General features: G+C 41.5%; 22 protein-coding genes. 13 read left to right on the top strand and 9 right to left on the bottom strand.

What is annotated here, in order from left to right; translation table 11 throughout:
- Window positions 1-5 precede the first annotated feature (5 nt).
- Both Q0541_RS13425 and Q0541_RS13420 read left to right on the top strand, forming a co-directional pair.
- Complete coding sequence (locus tag Q0541_RS13425; RefSeq protein WP_298911007.1) at window positions 6-437, top strand: DUF2358 domain-containing protein; 432 nt, start codon at window positions 6-8, stop codon at window positions 435-437.
- Window positions 438-448: 11 nt separating this feature from the next.
- Window positions 449-850: a transcriptional regulator gene (locus tag Q0541_RS13420; RefSeq protein WP_298911005.1), complete on the top strand. Its 402-nt coding sequence runs from the start codon at window positions 449-451 to the stop codon at window positions 848-850.
- Window positions 851-942: 92 nt separating this feature from the next.
- Here the strand turns inward: Q0541_RS13420 and Q0541_RS13415 are convergent, their stop codons facing one another.
- The 4 genes from Q0541_RS13415 to uvrA form a co-directional block, all read right to left on the bottom strand.
- Window positions 943-1,161: a hypothetical protein gene (locus Q0541_RS13415; protein ID WP_298911004.1), complete on the bottom strand. Its 219-nt coding sequence runs from the start codon at window positions 1,159-1,161 to the stop codon at window positions 943-945.
- A gap of 231 nt (window positions 1,162-1,392) precedes the next feature.
- The gene (locus tag Q0541_RS13410; RefSeq protein ID WP_298911002.1) at window positions 1,393-1,611 is read right to left on the bottom strand and encodes a DUF4926 domain-containing protein; all 219 of its coding nucleotides are present in this window, start codon (window positions 1,609-1,611) and stop codon (window positions 1,393-1,395) included.
- A gap of 17 nt (window positions 1,612-1,628) precedes the next feature.
- On the bottom strand, window positions 1,629-1,961 hold the full coding sequence (locus Q0541_RS13405) for a DUF6883 domain-containing protein (protein ID WP_298910999.1): 333 nt from the start codon (window positions 1,959-1,961) through the stop codon (window positions 1,629-1,631).
- Window positions 1,962-2,037: 76 nt separating this feature from the next.
- The gene (gene uvrA, locus Q0541_RS13400) at window positions 2,038-4,926 is read right to left on the bottom strand and encodes an excinuclease ABC subunit UvrA (RefSeq protein WP_298910996.1); all 2,889 of its coding nucleotides are present in this window, start codon (window positions 4,924-4,926) and stop codon (window positions 2,038-2,040) included.
- A gap of 181 nt (window positions 4,927-5,107) precedes the next feature.
- Here uvrA and Q0541_RS13395 point away from each other — a divergent pair, with 181 nt between their 5' ends.
- From Q0541_RS13395 to Q0541_RS13385, 3 genes are all read left to right on the top strand, one after another.
- Window positions 5,108-5,281, top strand: a complete 174-nt coding sequence (locus Q0541_RS13395) for a hypothetical protein (RefSeq protein WP_366941868.1) — start codon at window positions 5,108-5,110, stop codon at window positions 5,279-5,281.
- A 270-nt stretch (window positions 5,282-5,551) separates the two neighbouring features.
- On the top strand, window positions 5,552-5,794 hold the full coding sequence (locus Q0541_RS13390) for a type II toxin-antitoxin system Phd/YefM family antitoxin (protein ID WP_298911203.1): 243 nt from the start codon (window positions 5,552-5,554) through the stop codon (window positions 5,792-5,794).
- Complete coding sequence (locus Q0541_RS13385; RefSeq protein WP_298910993.1) at window positions 5,791-6,099, top strand: Txe/YoeB family addiction module toxin; 309 nt, start codon at window positions 5,791-5,793, stop codon at window positions 6,097-6,099. Before Q0541_RS13390 ends, Q0541_RS13385 begins: the two co-directional genes overlap by 4 nt.
- Window positions 6,100-6,494: 395 nt before the next feature.
- Here Q0541_RS13385 and Q0541_RS13380 read toward each other — a convergent pair whose 3' ends face one another.
- The gene (locus Q0541_RS13380) at window positions 6,495-8,612 is read right to left on the bottom strand and encodes a caspase family protein (RefSeq protein WP_298910990.1); all 2,118 of its coding nucleotides are present in this window, start codon (window positions 8,610-8,612) and stop codon (window positions 6,495-6,497) included.
- 69 nt (window positions 8,613-8,681) lie between these two features.
- Here Q0541_RS13380 and Q0541_RS13375 point away from each other — a divergent pair, with 69 nt between their 5' ends.
- Window positions 8,682-9,017 carry a CU044_2847 family protein gene (locus Q0541_RS13375; RefSeq protein WP_298910987.1) on the top strand — a complete coding sequence of 112 codons (336 nt, stop codon included), beginning with the start codon at window positions 8,682-8,684 and terminating at the stop codon, window positions 9,015-9,017.
- A gap of 285 nt (window positions 9,018-9,302) precedes the next feature.
- On the opposite strand, the gene Q0541_RS13370 is transcribed toward Q0541_RS13375, so the two are convergent.
- Both Q0541_RS13370 and Q0541_RS13365 read right to left on the bottom strand, forming a co-directional pair.
- Window positions 9,303-9,437: a hypothetical protein gene (locus tag Q0541_RS13370; RefSeq protein WP_298910984.1), complete on the bottom strand. Its 135-nt coding sequence runs from the start codon at window positions 9,435-9,437 to the stop codon at window positions 9,303-9,305.
- A gap of 233 nt (window positions 9,438-9,670) precedes the next feature.
- Complete coding sequence (locus tag Q0541_RS13365; protein WP_298910981.1) at window positions 9,671-10,144, bottom strand: hypothetical protein; 474 nt, start codon at window positions 10,142-10,144, stop codon at window positions 9,671-9,673.
- A 395-nt stretch (window positions 10,145-10,539) separates the two neighbouring features.
- Between Q0541_RS13365 and Q0541_RS13360 the strand changes: the two genes are divergently transcribed.
- The 4 genes from Q0541_RS13360 to Q0541_RS13345 all read left to right on the top strand — a co-directional run bounded on the left by Q0541_RS13360 (window position 10,540) and on the right by Q0541_RS13345 (window position 15,999).
- Complete coding sequence (locus Q0541_RS13360) at window positions 10,540-12,945, top strand: GH116 family glycosyl hydrolase (protein ID WP_298910978.1); 2,406 nt, start codon at window positions 10,540-10,542, stop codon at window positions 12,943-12,945.
- Between the two features lie 267 nt (window positions 12,946-13,212).
- On the top strand, window positions 13,213-13,986 hold the full coding sequence (locus Q0541_RS13355; RefSeq protein ID WP_298910975.1) for a cysteine peptidase family C39 domain-containing protein: 774 nt from the start codon (window positions 13,213-13,215) through the stop codon (window positions 13,984-13,986).
- Window positions 13,987-15,025: 1,039 nt separating this feature from the next.
- A complete protein-coding gene (locus Q0541_RS13350; RefSeq protein ID WP_298911201.1) occupies window positions 15,026-15,496 on the top strand; it encodes a HetP family heterocyst commitment protein in 471 nt (156 codons plus the stop codon).
- Window positions 15,497-15,813: 317 nt separating this feature from the next.
- Entirely contained in the window at window positions 15,814-15,999 is a 186-nt protein-coding gene (locus Q0541_RS13345; RefSeq protein WP_298910972.1) for a hypothetical protein, read from the top strand.
- Window positions 16,000-16,267: 268 nt separating this feature from the next.
- Here the strand turns inward: Q0541_RS13345 and rpe are convergent, their stop codons facing one another.
- Window positions 16,268-16,975, bottom strand: a complete 708-nt coding sequence (gene rpe / locus Q0541_RS13340; RefSeq protein WP_298910969.1) for a ribulose-phosphate 3-epimerase — start codon at window positions 16,973-16,975, stop codon at window positions 16,268-16,270.
- A 205-nt stretch (window positions 16,976-17,180) separates the two neighbouring features.
- Here rpe and Q0541_RS13335 point away from each other — a divergent pair, with 205 nt between their 5' ends.
- Both Q0541_RS13335 and Q0541_RS13330 read left to right on the top strand, forming a co-directional pair.
- Window positions 17,181-18,776, top strand: coding sequence for a S8 family serine peptidase (locus Q0541_RS13335; protein ID WP_298910966.1), 1,596 nt, complete (start codon window positions 17,181-17,183; stop codon window positions 18,774-18,776).
- Between the two features lie 434 nt (window positions 18,777-19,210).
- Window positions 19,211-20,542 carry a serpin family protein gene (locus Q0541_RS13330; RefSeq protein ID WP_298911199.1) on the top strand — a complete coding sequence of 444 codons (1,332 nt, stop codon included), beginning with the start codon at window positions 19,211-19,213 and terminating at the stop codon, window positions 20,540-20,542.
- Window positions 20,543-20,596: 54 nt separating this feature from the next.
- On the opposite strand, the gene Q0541_RS13325 is transcribed toward Q0541_RS13330, so the two are convergent.
- Window positions 20,597-21,763 (bottom strand): AI-2E family transporter, encoded by a 1,167-nt coding sequence (locus Q0541_RS13325; protein WP_298910963.1) that lies wholly within the window; start codon window positions 21,761-21,763, stop codon window positions 20,597-20,599.
- Between the two features lie 262 nt (window positions 21,764-22,025).
- On the opposite strand from Q0541_RS13325, the gene Q0541_RS13320 reads away from it, so the two are divergent.
- On the top strand, window positions 22,026-22,388 hold the full coding sequence (locus Q0541_RS13320) for a hypothetical protein (protein WP_298911197.1): 363 nt from the start codon (window positions 22,026-22,028) through the stop codon (window positions 22,386-22,388).
- Window positions 22,389-22,614: the final 226 nt, after the last annotated feature.

The raw sequence follows: 22,614 nt of genomic DNA, 5'->3' as shown, positions 1-22,614 counted from the left end.
GGCGCATGGAATTTAAATTGCCAGTGGAACGGGTAATTAAGACTCTAAAACAGGATTTACCAACACTTTTTCAAAAAGATATCTCCTATGACATCTATACACAGGATATCTACTTTAAAGATCCGGTAAATACATTTAAATACAAATTTAACTATCGCATTATATTTTGGACTTTGCGATTTCACGCTCGGCTATTTTTTACCCAAATTTACTTTGATGTGCATGAGGTTTTTCAGTCAGCCGAAGACACGATTTTAGCAAAGTGGACAGTGCGGGGAGTGTTGCGTGTTCCTTGGAAAGCAGGTTTGCTTTTTAATGGCTATTCAACATATAAACTAAACCAAGATAATTTGATATACGAGCATATCGACACATGGGATCGTAAACCAGGCGAGATTTTAAAGCAGTTTTGGCAAAGGGGAAAGATGGCTAATTAGCTATTGGAAAAATGACTATTACTTTTAACTTAGACATTTACAGCCAATTGCTGTCTCAACATCAACCTCGGATTATCAAGACAGAGGAGGAAAACGAGAAGTTTTTAGAAACTGTTGAAGAACTGCTTTCTCGTTCCCATCTGACTCCTGAAGAAGATGCTTTGTTAGAATTATTGGTAAAACTGATTGAGGATTTTGAAGAAAAACACTATCAGCTTAATATTTCAACACCTCAATCAAGACTCAAGCATTTGATGGAAGCTAGGAGTTTGGAACAATCTGATTTGGTAGAAATTCTTGGTTCGAGCGAGATTGTTACTAAAATCATTAATGGCGAATTAGTAATCACGAAAGAACAAGCTCAGGCTTTGGGAAAGTTTTTGCTTGTTGATGCAAGTTTGTTTATTTGTTGATTTTATTTTCTGTATACCGCCAAATCTCGACAAAACCCTTAGAGTGCTTAGTCTTTGAGGGTTTTGTTATGTGAAAAATACTGATCTAAAAGTTACCAGTTAAAAGCTTTTTTGATGCTATAAGCTGCCAAGCCTATAACAGCACCCGCTGCTACAACTGGAGCGGCCCCAATACCAATCGCAACACCAGCGGCAGGAGCGAGTACACCAATACCCCCTAATGTAGCCGCAGCACCACCTCCTAGCACAGCACCACCTGCTGCAAATCCTGCTGCTTCTCCAAAATTATTATCATCATTTTTTGTACTCATTATTAACACCTCAATGTTTTCTGTATCTATTCTCTATAACAGTAGCTTTTTTATCCAATAGTATTATTACTGTACTGAACATATTTTTTATGAACTTACAAAACCTTTGGTGTATAAGCACTCTGAGGGTTTTACTGTAGAGAATTAGCTATATCGCTATAATCCCGCCCTCTCAGAACCAGATGTGTTGTGGGTGTTGAGCCGACCTCAAAAGTACCGTAGGGAGGGCAGTTAAACCAATAATGTTTTCCCATCAATTGGTTGATGATATAAAGTCATTAGCTTGCTAGCATTTAAAGTTTCTACGGCATAAGCTTTTCCTGTTAAGTCGCTGAATTCTACTTCAAAAACTCCAGGTTCATAAGCTTCTACAATCGTTCCTACTTGACCGCGATGCAATCCCAATTCTGGTAAGTCTTCGGTTAGGGCAACCACATCTAATAGTTTCATTGGTATTACCTCATTGCTTAGATTACATAACAGGTGACTAGGCGGGGGAAACCTTCATTATTACGCACTATCCAAACGCTTTGAATAATTGCCTGTTTATCTGAACGATTCAAGGGAAAATCAATGATATATTTTTGACCGTATGGATTCCTTTTACCAGGGATAGCATCATAATTTGCTACTGCTTGTAAAAGGATAGCTTGTAATTCTTCTGCATTATCTAAATTTAAGTCTAGTGCAGATTCAAATACACGGGCTTTGTGTTTTCCCTCTGGATGTTCTGGGTTGAGACAGTAACCCGCGATTTTATCCATTTCAACGATAGCGCATTCACGGTTAGGAAGTTTCATAATAGGTTTGCTACAACCTTCTCCGCTTTTTTGACCTGGATATGACCTATATGTAATGCACCCTACTTGGAAAAGACTAAGATTTCATCGCCGGATACTGTTTCAACACCTGCTGTAAATATTGCCCAGTATAAGACCTGGGATTTTTTGCAACTTCCTCCGGTGTCCCCACAGCAATCAATTCTCCCCCTTTGTCGCCACCTTCTGGCCCCAAATCTATCACCCAATCCGAACAACGAATTACATCTAAGTTGTGTTCAATTACTAATATTGAATTACCTTTATCTACCAATCTTTGTAACACATCTAACAATTTGTGGACATCGTAAAAAGATAACCCTGTTGTCGGTTCATCGATTAAATAAAGTGTCTTACCTGTGGCGCGTCGAGATAGTTCTGTTGCCAATTTCACCCGTTGCGCTTCACCACCAGATAAGGTAGTCGCAGGTTGTCCTAGCTGAACATAACCCAACCCGACATCAAATAAAGTTTGCAAGCGGGCGATCGCTTTGGGAATATTTTGAAAAAAGTCTAAACTTTCCTCAACTGTCATTCTCAGAACATCAGAAATAGACTTATCTTTGTACTTCACTTGCAAAGTTTCGCGGTTGTATCTTGCACCTTTACAAATTTCGCATTGCACGTAAACATCTGGGAGAAAGTTCATTTCAATAACATTCACACCCTGTCCACTACAAGCTTCGCAACGTCCACCTTTAACGTTGAAGGAAAATTGTCCAGGTTTGTAGCCCCTAGCTTTAGCTTCTACTGTTTGAGAAAATACATCCCGAATGGCATCGAAAATTCCTGTGTAAGTTGCAGGGTTTGAACGTGGTGTGCGTCCAATGGGAGATTGATCGATAACGATCGCTTTATCAATCGCATTCAATCCCTGAATTTTATCCAAATGTCTCGGTAAGGGAACTTTCTTTGTTAAATGATGTTGCAGAGATGGATACAATAACTCGTTAATCAGGGTAGATTTGCCAGAACCAGACACACCAGTAATAGAGACAAGTTTACCTAATGGAATTTCAACATCTATATTTCTTAAATTATTGCGATGGGCATTTTTAATTCCCAAACTGCGCCCATTTCCTTCTCGGCGTTCTGCTGGTGTGGTAATTACCCGTCTTCCTGATAAATATGCACCCGTCAAAGAATCTTCTGCTGCTAATAACGCCTGAAAATCACCTTGGGCGATAATATTTCCGCCGTGAATTCCTGCACCAGGGCCAATATCAACTATGTAGTTAGCTGCACGAATTGTTTCTTCATCATGTTCAACAACAATTAATGTATTACCCAAATCGCGCAATTTCGTTAAGGTTTTAAGCAACCTGCCATTATCTCGTTGATGCAAACCAATACTCGGTTCATCTAAAACGTAGAGAACTCCTGTTAAACCAGAACCAATTTGTGTTGCTAGACGAATTCGTTGGGCTTCGCCACCAGAAAGGGTCATGGCTGGACGGTCAAGGGTGAGGTAATCTAAACCTACATCTAACAAAAATTGCAATCTAGCTTTGATTTCTCTCAGGACTAAATCAGCAATTTGCAACTGGCGATCGCTCAACTTGAATTGCTCAATTCTCTCTCGACAATCCCGAATTGATACTCCAGTTAATTCTAAAATTCCATATTGTCCCAACTTCACCGCTAAAGCTTCCGGTTTTAACCGTTTTCCCTTACAAACCTCACACGGTTGATCAATTAAATACTGCTCTAATTTTTGCTTAACTAATTCAGAACCACCCTCATACTGCCGTTGCAAAATTGGAATAGCACCTTTAAAACTCTGTTTCCTCTGTGCCTCTGCGGTTCGTTCATCTTTGTCTCCATACAAAACAATTTGCTGCTGTTCTTCTGTCAGCTTGCTCCAATTTGTCTGTAACTCAAACCCATAAATCTGTCCCACGCTATATAGTAATTCCAGATAATAAGAATTATCTTTTTCTGACCAAGGCGCGATCGCAGCATAAACTGGCGCTTCTGGGTCGGGTATGATCAAATCTGGCGCAAATCTTCTTAAAGTCCCGATTCCATGACAGTGCGGACAAGCACCATAAGGTGAGTTAAAGGAGAACAATCGCGGCGATAGTTCCTCCATTACCGCGCCATGTTCTGGACAAGCAAAGTTTTCCGAAAATACTAATTCTTCTTCTTTTTCTTGTCCATCGTCACCAAGTAAATTCACAAGAATCGCCGCAATACCACCCGATTGCTTAAGACACGTAGATAGGGAATCAACCAAACGCTCTTGAATACCAGCCTTTTTCACCAAGCGGTCAATTACCACTTCGATGGTGTGGGTAAGATTTTTATCCAATTCAATCGAATCTGACAGTTCGCGGATCTCGCCATTGATCCGCACGCGGACAAAACCTTGAGATGCCAGACTTGACAAAAGCTTACGGTGTGTGCCTTTTTTTCCTCGGACAACAGGTGCAAGAATTTGGAAGCGGGTGCGATCTGGTAATTCCATAATCCGATCACACATCTCATCGATTGTCTGGGGTGCAATACAGCGATCGCATATCGGACAATGGGGTTCACCAGCCCGACCAAACAATAGCCGCAAATAGTCGTAAATCTCTGTTACCGTACCGACAGTGGAACGGGGGTTATGAGAGGTTGACTTTTGGTCAATGGAAATTGCTGGACTTAAGCCATCAATCGCTTCCACATCCGGCTTATCCAGTTGTCCTAAAAATTGCCGTGCGTAGGCGCTGAGGGATTCCACGTAGCGACGTTGCCCTTCAGCGAAAATGGTATCAAAGGCTAGGGAAGACTTACCAGAACCAGAAACGCCAGTGAAGACAATCAGGCGATCGCGTGGCAATTCCAAGTCAATATTTTTCAGATTATGCTGCCTAGCACCCCGAATCCGAATGGTATTCTGGCTGTTCTGGCTGGGGTAAGGAAGATGTCCGTTCAAGGATGCTGCTAGCTGTTTGTCTGACATATTGGGCGGCGAAGAGGGAGTTTCCTATGAAACAGTCCTTAATAATACTATCTTTAATCAGTTTATAGTAGAACAATCGTACTGTTATAGATAGTTATTCCTCCAGATTCATCCCGCAGACATCCTTAAGAGTCTGCTAATTTGGAAGCATCCCGATTTAAATCCTTCAGAGGGCGAAGCTATGGTATCGCAAATCCAACCGCCGACCCAGCCAGAGGTCATCTACTTAGATAGTAACGGACAACCAGTGGCGAATAATACCATACAGTTTGGCTGGATTGTAGAAATTAAGCAGAATATAGAGTGGTTATTTGCTAACGATCCAAATGTATTTGTCGCTGGGGATTTATTTTGATATCCGGTAGGACGCAACAAAATTGTTAACGCCCCAGATGTGATGGTGGTATTGGGTAGACCAAAAGGCGTAAGCGTAGCCCGTCGTAGACATCGCTTGCTCAGGAGTAACGCCGTGTGCAATTATTTTACAGCTATTTTTAGGTAAATAGACCACGCGGTAGGGGCGCAAGGCCTTGTGCCCCTACGACAGATGTGGTTCAAATACTTGAATTCTGCTGTAAGTTCGTAGATAAACTAAAGTAAAGTTATCGTGAGCTAAAAAAGCATGATGTCTTCGCTTCCCGTCAACGACGCTCAAAATAATTTACAAGAACTGATAGACCAAGTTGCACAGCAGGGTAAGCCTGTGATCATTCAGGGTGAACGTGGTAATGCGATTCTGCTGGCGGAAAAAGACTGGTCTGCAATTCAGGAGACTCTTTACTTGTTATCTATACCTGGAATGGGAGAATCTATAAAAGAAGGACTAGCAACTCCGATCCAAGAATGCGATGAGGAGTTGGATTGGTGAGTCAGCGCAGTAATGGAGAGCCACTTCCGAATTCTGAAGAACTGAGTTGGAGGTTGGTTTACACAAAACAAGCGCAAAAAGATGCCAAGAAGTTAGCTTCTAGTAATTTAAAGGAAAAAGCTGAGGAGTTGCTTGTAGTTCTTAAAAAAAATCCCTTTCAAAATCCTCCACCTTATGAAAAGCTGGTTGGTGATTTATCAGGTGCGTATTCTCGCAGGATAAACATACAGCATCGGTTGGTATATGAAGTCATCGAATCCGAACAAGTAGTCAAGATAATTCGGATGTGGACGCATTACGAGTAAGTTTTAGGTAGTTGATGAGATGATTTAATTTTGGGGTTGACCTGAACTTGATATTAATTGTGGTTAACTCTTAAATAATCGCCCTTCACTCACAATAATTGACCCTTGGATCTCGGTTGTTTCAGTTCAGAGGTCGAAGTTCCGAGTAAAAAGGTTGAAGTTCGGAGTTCAGAGGTCGAAGTTTCGAGTTCAAAGGTGAAAACTGGAGTTATGAGCCTCAACATTGCAAATTAGAGGTTTATTTCTCCTATTTTTTCTCATTAATCCCTACTTTTAACTTCTTTTTTACTTCAAACATATTTACGGCAGACTTCGTAGGCGGCTTTTGTTTCCTCGGTTTGCGGATTGGTGAAGATGGGATAGTTAAGGAGGCGATCGCTAGAGAATTTAGAATTCTATGCAGAATTTTCGGATAGATGTATTTTGTAGAAGGTTTCTGCTGTTTTTCGTTGTTTTTCCTGGGCATCACTCTGCTGATAAAACTCTCTAGCTGCGGGGTCTAAATCCGATTCAAGTTCTGACCATATCTCTTGCACTTTAGCCAGTAATCCCCCCATCATTAAATTTTCATCGCTTGGTTCTTCCTCCCATATCCGTAGAGCATCTTCGATTTGATCGCGTAATCGCCTAAGTTTCTGTCCTGTTTTACGCCACTTAGCAAACCTTTCCCAACCTTCCATCAAAGCTTCGTGAGCTAAATCAACCCAAACTTCTCCTGTTAGTTCGCAGTCAAGTACTATTAAGCGTTCTTTAATCAGCTTTTCTAAAACATCATTAATGACTTGCTGCTCATCTCGGTTCTCACCAGCAATACTCAATAATTTAGTTTTAGCTTGCCATTGTCGAGTATCCTTAGCTTGTGCCCCAGTACGCACCAGTTTTAAGAAAATCCGCTTCACCCAATCTTGCTGCTGTTCAGTAAAACTTTCATACAGATTTTCTGCGTGACGATTTAGCGCCCCAGTTACTCCACCCAGTTCCTTATACTTGACCACTGTCAACTGATATGCTTGCTGATCGCGGTGTTCCCAAAGTTCCGTCAGCGCAAACTGCAACAGAGGTAAGCAGCCTTTCTCTTGTCCCACCACTTCTTGCTGGATCGTTCCGAGTAAACCTCTTTCTAACTGATAACCTTGTAAGTTGGCTGGGGATGCGATCGCTTCTTCTAATTCTGCCCCTAGTAATGGCGGCATATACACCGCTTGTTCCTGAATTAGTTGCGTCAGCGATTCATAGTTTAAACAGTATTCCAGAAAATCAGCTCGCATCGTGGTGACAATTGCTAACCGTCCTTGAGAAACTTGGGTTAACAACTCAATGAATCGCTGTCTTTCTTCTTCCTGAGAACCAAGGGTAAAAATTTCTTCAAATTGATCTACCACCAACAAGCAACGCTCAGAACCAGTCAGCTTAGAAATTACGGTAGATAAACCTTCTGTGTCAATGAGAGCCGAGATTTCCCTAATTTCCGTGCGTTCAAATAACTGTGTAAAGGCTCGTTTTAACTCTGCTAAAGGTTGAACTCCAGGCAAAATTGGTTCTAAGATTCGCCAACCATTTTTTTCTAACACTGGAATCAAACCTGCCCGCACAACGGAAGATTTACCACTCCCGGAAGCGCCAATGATGGGAATAAAGTTAGCTTGAGTGAGTTTTTGTTGAATTAAGCTAACTACTTTTTGCCGACCAAAAAAGAACTTGGCGTGTTCTTTGTCAAAAGCTTGTAATCCCCGATAAGGAGATTCTTCACTCACCACCGCAGCCGCTACCTGATTCTTTGCTGAATACCAAACCAAAGGAATTGACCTACCGCCACCCATGTAAATTGCTTCTTGTCCACTTCCCTTGAGTTCCCGCGATACGAAGCTCATCAAGTCGTTGGCATTGACTTCTCCTGTAGTCTCATCAGCTTTATCTTCAGACAGTCCTTTAATGACGGCTTTGGTGAAAATTCCACCTTCTGCATCTTCCCGCGCTCTTTCAAAAGCGCGGGAGGCTGTAATTAAGCAGTAGTCTTGTTTGCTATTGAAAACGGAGAAACCAGAATTGATAAAACTTCTCTCTAATAAAGAGCCAGCATAGCAGCAATCCAGCAGTACTACCAAACTGCTGAGTTGAGATTTACTGATTAAAGTGTTGAGGTCATCAAAGGCGATCCCATTTTGTCCATCCTTGTTACAATCTGATGTTGCCAAATACCCTTTCGCTTCACCTGTCAGGCTGGGTGCTTCAAATCCATGTCCGGCAAAATAAATTAATGCCTCCGCACCTTTGGCTTTTTCTAACAAAAATATTCTCAGTGCTTGTCCGAGTTCTTTACCAGTTAACTTTTTATCAGGTGTGATTTGCCAGCGATTCTCACTCTCGATTAACTTGCCAGGTAAAGGCTGAACATCAAATCTACCTTGTTCGCGCAGCAGTTGGGCGATGTGTTCAGCATCATTGACAGCCTTAGGTAGGTTGGTGAAATTGTCATACTTAGCAATTCCCAACACCAGTGCATATCTAGCCATATAATCTAACCTGGCATCCGTTTTGACCTAATCTTACTAAGAATAACTTCAAGAGTAGCTGAGACTATTATGTCAAAAGTGCAACGTTTAATTATCAAAGAAGACGATCAAGAGTACGAAATCTACGTAGAATCAAATACCGCTTCTGAAGTTCCAGAAGAAGAGGAACCGGGATACCGTGATGGTTTACCCACGCTAAACATTCAAGAATTTCAGGGCAGAATTCGTAATTATGCCAAGTTAGCTGTTGGTGCATTCAAGAATTTACCTGATGCTGAGGAGGTAACAGTTAAGTTTGGCATCAAGCTGGGTGGGAAAACTGGCATTCCGTTTTTAACTGAAGGGTCGGCGGAGAGTAATTTTGAAATTGAGGTTAAGTATAAGTTTCCTGAGAAGAAGCAATAAATAGCAATATAGGGCTTTTCGTTTGTATGCAATACACTTTGACCTCTCTCCAAACCTCTCTCCTAAAAGGAGAGAGGCTTTGAATTTACTCCCCAACGCTAGTAGGGAAGGGGCTGGGGGTTAGGTCTGTATTGGACTCAACCCAGAAGCGCAATAGTTGGATTATCGTGCTTACCCATATCCCGCCCGCAAATAAATTTCCAGGCTCATAGCGCAAGTCCACTCAAGTGGACTAAAATTTGTCCTTAGTCTTCTGAAGAGGACTTTAGCTATTAGCAGAGGAATTTAATTCCCCTGCCGGATGACAACGAAGCTCATGATTTGGGACATCTTTATAGTGTCGGCTAGCCTAATTATTACAGAAGCGATCGCTCCTGACTCACTATCATTCACTCTTGGATCTCGGATGTTGCTGTTCAAAGCACGAAGTTCCGAGTTAAAAAGGAGAGTGATTGCTCTCCACTCTCCATTATTTACTCTTGGATCTCGGACGTTGCTGTTCAGAGCTTCAAGTTTCGTGTTCTCATCTCGAAATTTTATGTTTTGAGAGTGAAGCTTGGAGTTCAGAACTCGGAACGCCGAGCAATTTACTCCAACATCCGAGTTCTGAGCCTCAACATTGCACCTTAGAAGTGCAATCACCAAGCTATTTTCTACAACGCTGCTGCTTGAGGCTTGGACTTCCGCGATTTACGGGCGAACCTTTGCCCCATTTCCTCAACTACTCCATCTAAACCAGCGCCTTGTCCACTAGCTTTGGCATAGTTATACACCTGCAAGGCGGCTGCATAAGCTTCACTACCCACTGCTAGCGAAGTATCATCCAGCAACTCTTGTAATTGTGACAAAGACAGTAATACTGGATATAAAGCTTCAAATAATTGAACGTCTTTCCGCATCTCATTAAGGTCAAACGATCGCGGTAAAAACTCTGGATTCTGTGTCGCCACCTCCAATGCCTTGCTTACAAAGGCGCGGCTTTTATCTCCCATTTTGGGTAAAGCTTTCCGCTCCTCGTTACTTAAATCAATTAAAAATGGTAGCTTTTCTTTAATTGTGGCGATCGCTTGCAACACAGCATCTCTCTCTGATTGTGCTAGTGCTGCACTAATTGGGGCTGTGGACATAGAAATTAGTCTCCAGTAGGTTGCTTAATTTTAGAGTGCCCACATATACAACAAAATTACCAAGTTCAAAGCTTCAACAACACGACGTAGGGGCATGGCAATGCCCATACATGTCAACTTAAGGCAAAAGCCTGCTAGAACAAAGTTTTAAAGGTTGTCTTGTTCCCAGTCAGAGACTGGGAATGCCTAACGTGAGGCTCCGCCTCAAGACTTGCGGCAGAGCCGCAATTGATTTGCATTTCCAGCCAGAGGCTGAAAACGAGGATTTTAAAAGGGTTTGGGCTTAAGTTGACACGCATGGGCATTGGCGTGCCCTTACATAGTTGTGCCCCTTGAGAAAAATCGCACATCGCGCTAGTCTTCATTGACGTAACTGCACGCTGTAACATTAGGCGATGACAAATCAACTCTCTCCAGAAATTCCCTCTTGCACTTGGAGCCGTCCCATCGGTTTAGGCTGGGACAAACCTTATACCGTCCGCTACGCAAGTAATATCGATGATGGCCCTTGGCATGGTATGCCTTTAGGTGGCTTTGGTGCAGGTTGCATCGGTCGTTCTTCACAAGGAAACTTTAACCTGTGGCACATCGACGGTGGTGAACATACCTTCAAAAATGTTCCCGCTTGTCAATTCAGTGTATTTGAATCCAATGGCACATCTTCCCAAGCCTACGCTTTATCTACGCAAGCGCCCGATGATGGAACTCTCAAGGCTTGGCAATGGTATCCGACACTTCCCGCCACAAAAGGGACGGGTAATTATCACGCGCTCTACCCACGTAGCTGGTTTGTGTATGAAAATATCTTTCAAGCACAGTTGACATGTGAGCAATTTTCCCCCATCTGGGCAGGAAATTACCAAGAAACTAGCTACCCTGTGGCAATATTCCTCTGGAATGCTCACAACCCTATAGATGCACCGATTACTCTCAGCATCATGCTCACTTGGCAAAATATGGTGGGCTGGTTTACAAATGCCCTCAAATCTCCCCAAGTGCGAGTGCGCGATGATGGGAGTCCGGTTTACGAATACCAACCGCGCTGGGGCGAAAGTCAAGGAAACTATAACCAAATAGTTGAAAATACACAACAGTTTGGCTGTCTTTTAGGTCGGGTTGGTAGTGATCAAACTTTGAAGGAAGGAGATGGAAGTTGGTGTATTGCAACGCTGAAGCATCCCCAGGTGGAAGTATTTCACCACACTCACTGGAATCCTGATGGTACGGGTGATCAGGTGTGGCAAAGCTTTGCTAAAGATGGTTCTTTGCCCAATAATATAGATACAAATCCAGTAGCAGAAGGTGAACAATTAGGGGCTGCGATCGCACTCCGTTTCACTCTCCAACCAGGGGAAACTCTCGAAATCCCCTTTGTCCTCGCTTGGGATTTGCCCATTACAGAATTTGCCGCTGGAGTCAACTATTATCGCAGATACACAGACTTTTTTGATAAAAGTGGAAATAATGCTTGGGCGATCGCATCCACTGCGCTACAAGAATACCAAAGCTGGCGATCGCAAATTCAAATTTGGCAAAAACCCATTCTCGACCGGGAAGATTTACCCAATTGGTTTAAGATGGCTCTATTTAATGAGCTTTATAACCTCACCAGTGGCGGTACTCTCTGGAGTGCAGCATCAGAACTTGACCCCATCGGTCAGTTTGCAGTGCTAGAGTGCTTAGATTACCGTTGGTATGAAAGTCTAGATGTGCGGCTGTATGGTTCTTTTGCCCTGCTGATGCTGTTTCCAGAACTAGAAAAGTCGGTGATCAGGGCATTTGCACGCGCAATTCCTCAAGGTGATGACACACCCCGAATAATTGGCTATTACATGACAATTAAAGCAGAAAGTCCGATCGCCGTTCGTAAAGTCGCCGGTGCAACACCTCACGATTTAGGCGCACCGAATGAGCATGTTTGGGAGAAAACCAATTACACCAGCTATCAAGACTGCAATTTGTGGAAGGATTTGGGTAGCGATTTTGTCTTGCAAGTATATCGTGATTTTTTGCTCACGGGTGCTGACGATGTAGAATTTTTAGCAGATTGCTGGAGTGCGATCGTTCAAACCCTCGACTACCTGAAAACTTTTGACCTTGATGGCGATGGTATTCCGGAAAATTCTGGTGCGCCTGACCAAACCTTTGATGATTGGCGGTTGCAGGGTGTCAGCGCCTATTGTGGTGGGTTGTGGTTAGCGGCGCTAGAGGCTGCGATCGCAATCAGTGATGTTTTGTTAACGAACCGCAGAGGCACAGAGAACACAGAGGTGCAAAAATCCATCTATGAAGCTTGGTTAGAACAATCTCTTCCTATTTACCAAGAAAAACTCTGGAATGGGCAATATTACAAACTTGATAGTGAAAGTGGTTCTGATGTAGTCATGGCAGATCAATTATGCGGACAATTTTACGCGCGACTACTAGACTTACCTGATATTGTACCGAGCGATCGCGCCCTCTCTGCCCTAAAAACTGTTTATGATGCGTGCTTTTTGAAATTCTGCAATGGTGAATTTGGTGCTGCTAACGGTGTTCGTCCTGACGGTTCACCAGAAAACCCCAAAGCTACTCATCCCCTGGAAGTCTGGACGGGGATAAACTTTGGGCTGGCGACTTTTCTTGTGCAAATGGGAATGAAAGATGAAGCGTTTCGGTTGACACAAGCTGTGGTGCAGCAAATTTATGACAATGGTCTGCAATTTCGCACGCCTGAAGCTATCACCGCAGCTGGTACTTTCCGCGCTAGCACTTACTTACGGGCAATGGCAATTTGGGGAATTTACTTAGTTATTAATTGATTGGCTATCAAAGCGCTTCTCGTTTTGATGTAACACACGTAGGGGTGCACAGCTACCCCTACTAACGGTCATATTCCTACATATGGTGTGTGGGTTGCCAAATTTAGCCCATCTTCATCTGATAAAGTAGAGTCTAGATTTGTGATTTTATTTTCCGAGTGTTTCCGGAAGCGAAGGAAAATTTCAGTAATCGTAATAGTTGAAGGATTGAGAATTCAAGACTACTGTTTCAAAAAATGCAAATATTACTAGCTTTAGTCATAAATCTTGCTAATATTTCCCAGACTACGTTCACAATCAAAAACTAGGCTATGGCCTGCCTATCCTTTTATACAACAGCAAAGTTCATCAGATTATGGCGCTGCGTATTTGGCAATGATTAGCCAATACTGGGACATCCGCTTAAATCATTACAATTTGCGTAACTTAGCACGGGTAGGTCGTAGAGGTGGATCTCTCCAGGGTTTAGCAGAAGCAGCCCAAACTTTGGGATATGAAGTGCTATTAGTGAGGGCGAGTCTTAGTAAGCTGGACTCATATTATAACCCGTGGGTGGCTCATTGGCAAGGAATTGATTATATAGTTGTCTGGCGAGTTAAAGGCGATCGCATATTGATTAGTGATCCAGCCATCGGTAAGGACTGGCCTTCGCGTCCAAAGTTTGAAGCTAGCTGGACAGGATATGTCCTACATTTAGACCCCACAGAAAACTTTAATGTCCCCAAAGGTGAGAAACTCTTCTTAGGTTGCTATTGGCAAACATTGTGGCATTACCAAAAATTACTCAGACAAATTATTCTTACTTCATTACTGGTAGAAGTTTTTAGGTTGGCAACTCTCCTATCTACTCAAGTCATTATCGACCAAGTAATGAATGTAAAAAGCTTTTTTACCCGGAACATCTTTGCGATCGGCTTCATGATTTGGGATGAAGCAACTAGCGCCCTCGATATCGAGTCGGAACGCCAATTTAAACAGAACTTAATCCAGATTAATCAAGGTTGTATCACCTTCATCATGTCAACTATATCCTTGTTCTAGACCGAGATATCCTCGTTGAGCAAGGCACTTATCCATGACTCATGGCAATTGGTGGTTTTTATTACCACTTAGCCCAATTGCAACTACATTTATAATCTCATTTATATAAATCTCTTAGATTTAATACACATACAAATTCTTACTGAATCAACTTAGCACTATTCTCTGTTAATTAACTTTCACTCTATTAGAAAATTATTTAAAGTTATACAGGTTTAGCCTGCTAATTCGTTGAAAACATTCCATTAAAGGTGTTTTTTTAAGTTATTTGGTGATAATAAAACACTAATTTTTTTAAATTAGGCTATTTGTGATTCCTATATCATGCTCATGAAATATTCATGAGCAGTTTACAGCGATTTCATTTAGACAAGCTAAAGCTGTAATCTTTATAAATCAATAGATCCAAGGGTAATAAATTAAATTCTAATCTCATTGAAAACATTTAAAAAGTTTTCAATATCTCTAGTCACTTATTTTTTTCAGTCTCTATATATTACTATTTTTATAAGTTGTTTTACTTTCTGGTTAATGGTAATATCTTCTAGTGACTCGACAATAATAAAGGTTTTAAATTGATATTGTCTGGGGGGTCAGACCCCTCATTAATTAGCGAAGAAGGACAAAATTAAAAGTTGCACAATCCGCAAGTATATATCGAAATATATTCAGTAAATTTAACTGATAAATCTGCTAATCTAGGAAATGACATTAACAACAAAAAATAGTATATACAAATAGTGTTGTTAACGCCCAAAGATAAATAAATTTTCTCTAGTAGCCCAAAAAAATATGTAAAATTCCCGGAAAATGCTTAATTAAACAGTAGTAAGAAATACAAGCAGGTAAACAGATAAAATTTATTGAATTAGGAGTTTAAAAAGTTTAAGAGGACAAAATTGTATTTACCAAGAGCCACACGAGAATTTTGTCCTACCAGTCATATGACAAGACCAAAGGTAAATTTTTACCTTTCACTCACTAACAAGCAAAAGCTATAGTTTCCTCTTTACTTCATCCCAGATACCTAAAGACTATGATGAATCAAGACATTGCAGGCATTAGTAGTAACATAGATAAGACGGTAAAAGCTCAACAATTTGACAAAGTAGTTGAAGCAATTCTTGCTGGAAAATATTCCTGGGCATGTGTTTTAATGCTGCGATTTGCTGGCTATAATCCTCTCCATTACATTCCATATCGTACCTATAATCGATTGCTCAAAGAAAACTCTAAAGCCAGTAGGACAAATCAACAGCAAAGTGAAAATATCAAAATGTTGAAACATGCTAATGATTCAATATCTGATAGTAATGGATCATCAAGCTGCTTAAGTAAAATTAAAGACCGAGCTTATCTGGAAGTAGTTGGAAAGCAAAAAACAGAAATTCGTGGTGGTAGTTTAGATCAGAGATTTGCACAGCAAATTAACGATCATCAATCAATGAAATCGCAATTAAAACCAGAAAGCACTCAAGAGATTTCCTTGAAACGTTGTGGATCTAATTAAAAACTATTTGGAATTAATAGATTCTGCCCTATTGATTGAGAGCCTGCTATGCTAATTTAAAATTTTTAGCATGGCAGGTTTTCTATAGCAGTGATTAATTTAATATTTTTTTTCAAAAATCTGCCAAAATGGCAAATATATACTGATCAGATTGATAAACTAATAAAAACTACAACTTCAACAAAAATAGAGGTGATTGGCAAGCAAGTTAATTTTAAAAAATAAAATCAATGATTAGTTCTGACTATGAAAGAAATCAAACTGATTACAAAAGTAGTCAGCATTTGATGGAGTAAAGAACTTTTACACCAAGACCGATGATGCAACCGTTGCTACTGGTGGTTTTATTTTCGAGGAAGTCTGAGCAAAGAGAATTTGGAGCGGTAGCTTCTCCCAATCCAAACTTCACAGAGCTTTCACTGACTGCAGACGGTGCAAGTAATGCTTATAAAGCTTTCTATACTGTGGTTGGTGTTGCTTTAATTAATAAAGCAAACGCTTAACACCAATACCAGGAACGGAAATAAAAAAGTTTCGGTGAAATCGTTGTCCTGGCTGGTAGAACTAGTAGCTCATACGCTTCTCTTTCGACTATTGTAATCCTAGTCCTCCCAACCTGGATTATCTCTCCTTTCTAAACTTTCAATTTATATAGCAACTACTGGAAGTTCAAAAATTGAATAGCTTCCAGTTTTTTTATGTGTAAATAAAAATAAGGTGGGCAATTTACCCACCTTATTTTTTCTGAAGTACAGTTAATCTAAAAATGAATTAAACCTTGGCTAATTCTGGCGTAGGACGCTTGCTGTTGCGAATTGATGTAATAGCCTCAGCATAGTCCTTAGCGTTAAATACAGCTGAACCGGCGACAACTGCATTAGCTCCCGCTTCTAAAACTTGCCAGGTATTATTTGCTTTCAGTCCCCCATCCACTTCAATCCAGGGGTCAAGACCACGTTCATCACACATTTGACGCAGCTTGCGGATTTTGGGTAATACACCAGGGATAAAGCTTTGACCACCAAAACCAGGATTGACGCTCATAATCAGTACTAAATCGCACAAATCTAGAACATATTCAATTAGCTCTAGAGGGCTACCAGGATTAAGTACAACTCCAGCTTTCTTACCAAGTTCTTTAATTTGCCCTAAGGTGCGGTGCAGGTGTGGGGAAGCATTATGCTCGCAGTGTACGGTGATATGATCGGCACCCGCCTTAGCAAAATCCTCTACATACTTTTCTGGCTCCACAATCATCAAGTGGACATCTAGTGGCTTGGTCGTAATCGGACGAATCGCCTCCACAATCAGAGGACCTATCGTAATATTGGGTACAAAACGACCGTCCATTACATCAACATGAATCCAATCTGCTCCAGCCGCGTCTATGGCGCGAATTTGATCACCCAGACGACTAAAATCGGCTGATAGGATAGATGGAGCAATTACAATGGGCTTTTGAGATCGGTTTTGGGTCATGGCTAGTGGGTTTTAAGCGTCCTCGTCTGTACGTATTGTAACAAAACATTGAGCAAGACTCATAACTTTGATCCCGGCTTTTTTGGGGAGATGGGGAGTTGGGGAGAATAATAATTCTTAACTCAACTCCTATCTCCTAACCGGAACTTTGGAAGCCTCCGGCTGCGCTCTTAACTTCTAACTTCCAACTTTTAACAACTGACAAATGACTAAAAAACTAACCTGGATAATTTGGGGATTAAGTGCTTCTTGTCTGAGTGCGCCGGTAATTGCTTCGGTTTTAGAATCTACTTTGGGAACTAACGGTATTGATGCTCTGAAGTTACACCAATCTCCTTATAATTTAATCGGTCGTAAGATTGCTATTGGTCAAGTGGAAATTGGCCGACCGGGAATGTTTGGTTGGGATAAGGCGGTGTCTAAAAATCGCGCCATATCTTTAGCAGCAGTATTTTTACGCAATGGCCCAGCTAAATCAAATACTGGTGTTGACCCCCACGCTTACAATGTCGCTGGTGTGATGGTGAGTCATGACAAAGCTTTGCCGGGAGTTGCTCCGGGAGCGCGACTGTATTCATCTGCGGTGGGTTCCACTAAAAACATGGGTCAGCCAGAAGAGTGCTTATCGGCCCAGCACATAGCGCTACAAAATAGTGGCGATGTCCGTGCGATTAACTTTAGCTTTGGTGAACCTCTGAGCCGCGATCCTAGACCAGAGGCGACTTTAGACGGCAATGCTTTACTAACTTTATGTGTTGACTGGTCTAGTCGCGTTCATGATGTTTTGTATGCGATCGCAGGTAATCAGGGTAAGGGCGGTATTCCCATTCCTACAGATAATTTTAACGGAGTCAACGTGGCTTTTTCATCCCGCAGAGGGGGAGTTTTTAACAAAGTAGACGTGGCTAATCTGGCGGGTGCTAACCAAGGAGTGAGTGGAAAGCTAGCTGGAAGAGAATTTGATCTTAATGGGCGTCGCGCTATCAGTTTAGTTGCTCCTGGTAATAACATTCCCTTGCTCAATCCAGATGGCAAATTGAATAAGGTCACGGGGACAAGTTTTGCAGCGCCTCAAGTTACGGCTACTGTTGCTCTGTTGCAGGAATTTGCTGACCGACAGATGCGGACAAAACAACCCCACTGGAGCATCGATTCTCGCCATCATCAAGTAATGAAAGCTGTATTGCTGAATTCAGCAGACAAAATCCAAGATAGTGGTGATGGCTTGCGGTTGGGAATGAGCCGGACGCTAATTGATAAACAAAATCAAAACTGGCTAGATTCTGATGCTTATAAAGATCCTAAGATTCCCTTAGATGCCCAAATGGGAGCGGGTCATTTGAATGCGTTTCGCGCTTATCAGCAATTTAGTGCTGGTCAATGGCAGCCATCAGCTGCGGTGCCGGCTATTGGTTGGGATTATCACGCAGTCGATACTGGAGCGTCTGTTGACTATGTGTTAGCAAAACCATTAAAGCAGAGGAGTTTTGTTGCTATTACCCTAAGTTGGGATCGATTGGTAGAACTCAATGATAAAAATAAAAACCAGCAATATGACGTGGGTGAAAATTTTCGCGATCGCGGTTTGAATAATCTCGACCTATACTTAATAAAAGCTGATGCTCAAAATTCAGATGCTGGTGCTGTTTGCTCCTCAATCAGCCAAATCGATAGTGTAGAACATATTTTCTGCCCCGTTGCTGCTACTGGCAATTACAAAATCCGTGTCCAGTTTCGGCAAAAGCTCAATGAAGCGACTCAACCCTATAGTTTAGCTTGGTGGAGTGTACCTATGAATTGAAATAGGGGCGCACAACTTTTATTTGTGTCAACTTACAGTCTTTTTCATCTATTTGAACAACACTCCCCTATTGGGGCGCATATTTGTGCGTCCCTAAAAAAATTGTTATTTCGTGAACTGAGAAAGGTGATTTTATCTTTAAAAACAAAAAAAGGTGGTTATTTTGTGATTAGGTAATCTACAATACTTTTATTGATAAATATAAAAATTCCTAAAAACCGAGATTTTTCCTAATTCGTATGCATAGCCGCCTCAATTAGGAATTAGCAGCTTTAAGAAGTTGTGTTTAATTCCTCTGAGCTACTAACTTGCTGTTACAAAAACTGTAACAGTCCCATTTTTCTCTTGGAGCAAATGCAATAGTTAATCATTGACACAGTGTCTGCGTCAACTCTGAGCACAGATCGGGAATCTTTCGCAAGTAAGGTGGTATGATGATTCGGCAGAAATATAGTAGTGTGAGAGAAAATTTCATGCAAAGACGTTATGGTGTGAGTCTAGGCAGACGTTATGCTCTGGCAGCTGCAAGTGTTGTTCTATTTAGTGTATTAGGGTATTCTCAAGTCGATAGTAATAAAAGTGCCCTTGCCCAATCTAGTTTACCTCAGCCAGAAACTCCATCGCAAAAAAAAACACTCAAGACTGATGCAAAAATCGTTGAGTCTAGCAATAAGTTTGGCTTAAAACTATTTTCAGAACTTCTGAAAAATGATGGGGGTAAGAAGAACGTTTTTATCTCACCTTCGAGTGTCGCGATCGCTCTAGCTATGACCTACAATGGCGCGAGCGGCACGACTCAACTAGCGATCGCAAAAACCCTGGAATTACAGGGGATAAATCTGCAAGAAATAAACTCTTCTTACAAGGCAGCATTAAAGCAGCTTTTAGACAATTCAGATCCAAACGTACAACTGAAGATTGCTAACTCACTTTGGGCAAATAAAAATGTTAGCTTTCGGCCAGACTTCCTCCAGAGAACGCAGAATTTCTATCAAGCTAAGGTCAGCAATTTAAATTTTCAAGACCCCACAACGCCTAGTATTATCAATAACTGGGTAAAAGAGAATACTAATGGCAAAATCGATCAGATAATTGGAAAAATTGAACCAGATAAAGTGTTGTTTCTGATTAATGCCATATATTTTAAAGGAAAATGGAGCAAAGAATTTGATAAAAGTCAAACTGCTCAATACCCTTTTTACAGCACACCTGGCAAACAAAAACAACACCCGATGATGTCACAGGACGGTGACTATAGATACTATGAAAGCAAACAATTTCAGGCAGTTAGTTTACCTTACGGCAAAGATGGTAAATTCAGCTTATATATTTTCCTGCCGAAACAGAACTCTAACCTCAAAACCTTCTATCAAAACTTGAATGTTGAGAACTGGGAAAAATGGATGACTCAGTTCAGCGAACAAAAAGGATTTATTCGTTTACCCCGCTTCAAAACAGATTACGACGTTACACTCAATGATGCCTTAAAAACTTTAGGCATGGAAGAGGCTTTCAGCGACAAAGCCAATTTTTCCGGCATGGGTAAAAATTTTGCCATTAGCGAAGTTAAGCATAAAACTTTTGTGGAAGTGAACGAAGAAGGTACGGAAGCGGCTGCGGTTACTTCAGTGGGTATAAGAACAACAGCTTTGAGGCAGGAACCAGAACCATTCCGAATGATTGTTGACCGTCCCTTCTTCTGTGCGATTAGGGATAATCAGACGGGAAGGGTTTTGTTTATGGGTTCGATCATTGACCCACAGTAAAAAATTCAAAATTCCTTCATTTTGAATTTTGAATTTTGAATTTTGAATTTAATTCTAGGGTAATGTCGCTTCCGAAATACTCAGAGTGTTTTTCGCGTCAGCTTTCGGGGACTCGTTTGCTGCAACGGGTGCAGTTATCTCCCCAGTGGCGCTGTTGTTTGTCTCGCTACCAGGACGCAGGGCACTTAAAGCAGTCTTAATCACAACAGCTGTGGGTACTGCCACAATTACACCCAACAGTCCGCCAATTCTTGCCCCTGTTAAGACTGAAATTAAAATCCAAACTGGATTTAAACCAGTAAAGCTGCCTAAAATTCGGGGGGCAATTAAGTTTTCGAGAATTTGCTGTACAATTACTGCTGCTATCAAGACTCTCACACCCATTGAGAAATCTTGTAGCGCTACCAATAGTGTAGTCAGGGCGATGCCTACAGAACCGCCAAAGGGGACGAGAGCCATCAGTCCAATAGTTAGGCCAAATAGTAGACCAAATGGCACTTTCAGCCACAAAAAGGTAGGAATGAGGGCTGATGCCATGCAAGTAGATAAAATTAGCTGGGTGATGAAGAAATTTTGGAAGCTGAGGCGGACTGTTTTGGAGAAAGGATCGCGAAATTTATTAGGTAGCCATTCCACTAAACTTTGCCAGAGTTCACCCCCATGCTGTAAAAGATAGAAAGTCAAAACCATCGTCAAGAGAATATCTAGCAGACTAGTGACTGTAACTACCGCCAGATTTAAAACTTGTCCAGCGATCGCTTGTAATTGTCCCTTGACGCGATCGTTGATTTGCACTACCAGAGCATCAAGGTTAATCGGTAAGCCGAAAGTCTCGGCTTTTTCGTTTAATATCATTAACTGAGAGCGTCCAGAGTCGATCAACTCTGGTAAACGAGCCACCAGTTGTTGGGCTTGGGTAAGGGCCAGCGGAATAAGTGTAACACCCAACGCCAATAAAATTGATAAAGCCAAGAGAAATACTAGGATAGCGACTTGCTCTCGCCTAGCACCATGATGCTCCATCCAGCTCACGGGGTAGTTGAGCAGAAATGCTAGCACTGAGGCTCCAACTAAAATGACTATGAGAGAATGGAAATAATTAAAGAATATCGAAAGTGCCCAACCATTTAGAACTAGCAGCGGCAGGAATAACGCGATCGTCCCGATTCGCGCTATTGGTGTGAATCTTTGCCACCAGTCGAGTAGCTTGCGTGTCTGCATTTTGAGCTGATTGCGGGATAGAACTAAATGAAATCTTTCTTTACAGCTTATTATCTCTAACTATATGAGTCTTATTCATCCTTCTAATTTAGGAGTTAGACTAACCTACATGGAAAATTTTGAACCGAAAAAGAATAGGGAGTGGGAAGAAGAGGGACAAGGGGACAAGGGAGACAAGGGGACAAGGAGAATAACCATACCCAATGACGCCACTTGCTCCACTTGGGGAGACCCCAAGACCGCAGTGGCTCCCCAATGCCCAATGCCCAATGCCCCATGCCCCAGAACCAAAACACAGTTGCTTTTATATTTAGTTCCGATTATCGGCTTTTTTCCATCCTTGTGGACTCTCTATCGGGACCAGGGTAGTCGGGAACAACTTGCTATTAGTCGTCTGTCTATTACTTTGGCGCTTACTTGGCTGTTGGGATATCTATTATTAGCTACCGGTGCAGCAACTTCAGATTTTTTGACGCTACGTCTATTTATCCTCAATAGCTTTCTCACATCAGGTTACTTTTTAGTAAGTGTCTGGTTGATTTTGCGCCTGATGCAGGGCAAATCTGGGCGTTTACCAGGGTTTAATACTTTAGCAGAACGAGTGCTGGGTAAGTATTTATCTTAATTTTTGCGGATGATCCTTTTCCAGTATTTTTACTTATTTCCTAAAAAAATCCGGTTGATTTATCTATATATCTAGTCAAATCCAGTTTATTATTGCCATACTTCAGTAAAACATCTCTAGATTGGCCCAAAAGAAGGAAAAATGTTGCTATAAGTGTTGTGGTTGACACTACATTAAAAAAGTTAGCACTGATAATTAAGAGTTAGCTATTATGGGTTGATTTGTC

The organism is uncultured Nostoc sp. (genome assembly GCF_937863485.1).
In the GTDB taxonomy this organism is placed as follows: domain Bacteria; phylum Cyanobacteriota; class Cyanobacteriia; order Cyanobacteriales; family Nostocaceae; genus Nostoc.
This window is presented reverse-complemented; position numbering and strand designations above follow the sequence as displayed.

Bases quoted from the DNA above. Each gene is read 5' to 3' on its own strand.
- Q0541_RS13425 (WP_298911007.1), top strand. From the start codon at position 6: ATGGAATTTAAATTGCCAGTGGAACGGGTAATTAAGACTCTAAAACAG.
- Q0541_RS13420 (WP_298911005.1), top strand. From the start codon at position 449: ATGACTATTACTTTTAACTTAGACATTTACAGCCAATTGCTGTCTCAA.
- Q0541_RS13415 (WP_298911004.1), bottom strand. From the start codon at position 1,161: ATGAGTACAAAAAATGATGATAATAATTTTGGAGAAGCAGCAGGATTT.
- Q0541_RS13410 (WP_298911002.1), bottom strand. From the start codon at position 1,611: ATGAAACTATTAGATGTGGTTGCCCTAACCGAAGACTTACCAGAATTG.
- Q0541_RS13405 (WP_298910999.1), bottom strand. From the start codon at position 1,961: ATGAAACTTCCTAACCGTGAATGCGCTATCGTTGAAATGGATAAAATC.
- uvrA (WP_298910996.1), bottom strand. From the start codon at position 4,926: ATGTCAGACAAACAGCTAGCAGCATCCTTGAACGGACATCTTCCTTAC.
- Q0541_RS13395 (WP_366941868.1), top strand. From the start codon at position 5,108: ATGGTATCGCAAATCCAACCGCCGACCCAGCCAGAGGTCATCTACTTA.
- Q0541_RS13390 (WP_298911203.1), top strand. From the start codon at position 5,552: ATGTCTTCGCTTCCCGTCAACGACGCTCAAAATAATTTACAAGAACTG.
- Q0541_RS13380 (WP_298910990.1), bottom strand. From the start codon at position 8,612: ATGGCTAGATATGCACTGGTGTTGGGAATTGCTAAGTATGACAATTTC.
- Q0541_RS13375 (WP_298910987.1), top strand. From the start codon at position 8,682: ATGTCAAAAGTGCAACGTTTAATTATCAAAGAAGACGATCAAGAGTAC.
- Q0541_RS13365 (WP_298910981.1), bottom strand. From the start codon at position 10,144: ATGTCCACAGCCCCAATTAGTGCAGCACTAGCACAATCAGAGAGAGAT.
- Q0541_RS13360 (WP_298910978.1), top strand. From the start codon at position 10,540: ATGACAAATCAACTCTCTCCAGAAATTCCCTCTTGCACTTGGAGCCGT.
- Q0541_RS13350 (WP_298911201.1), top strand. From the start codon at position 15,026: ATGAATCAAGACATTGCAGGCATTAGTAGTAACATAGATAAGACGGTA.
- Q0541_RS13345 (WP_298910972.1), top strand. From the start codon at position 15,814: ATGATGCAACCGTTGCTACTGGTGGTTTTATTTTCGAGGAAGTCTGAG.
- rpe (WP_298910969.1), bottom strand. From the start codon at position 16,975: ATGACCCAAAACCGATCTCAAAAGCCCATTGTAATTGCTCCATCTATC.
- Q0541_RS13335 (WP_298910966.1), top strand. From the start codon at position 17,181: ATGACTAAAAAACTAACCTGGATAATTTGGGGATTAAGTGCTTCTTGT.
- Q0541_RS13330 (WP_298911199.1), top strand. From the start codon at position 19,211: ATGATTCGGCAGAAATATAGTAGTGTGAGAGAAAATTTCATGCAAAGA.
- Q0541_RS13325 (WP_298910963.1), bottom strand. From the start codon at position 21,763: ATGCAGACACGCAAGCTACTCGACTGGTGGCAAAGATTCACACCAATA.
- Q0541_RS13320 (WP_298911197.1), top strand. From the start codon at position 22,026: ATGCCCAATGCCCCATGCCCCAGAACCAAAACACAGTTGCTTTTATAT.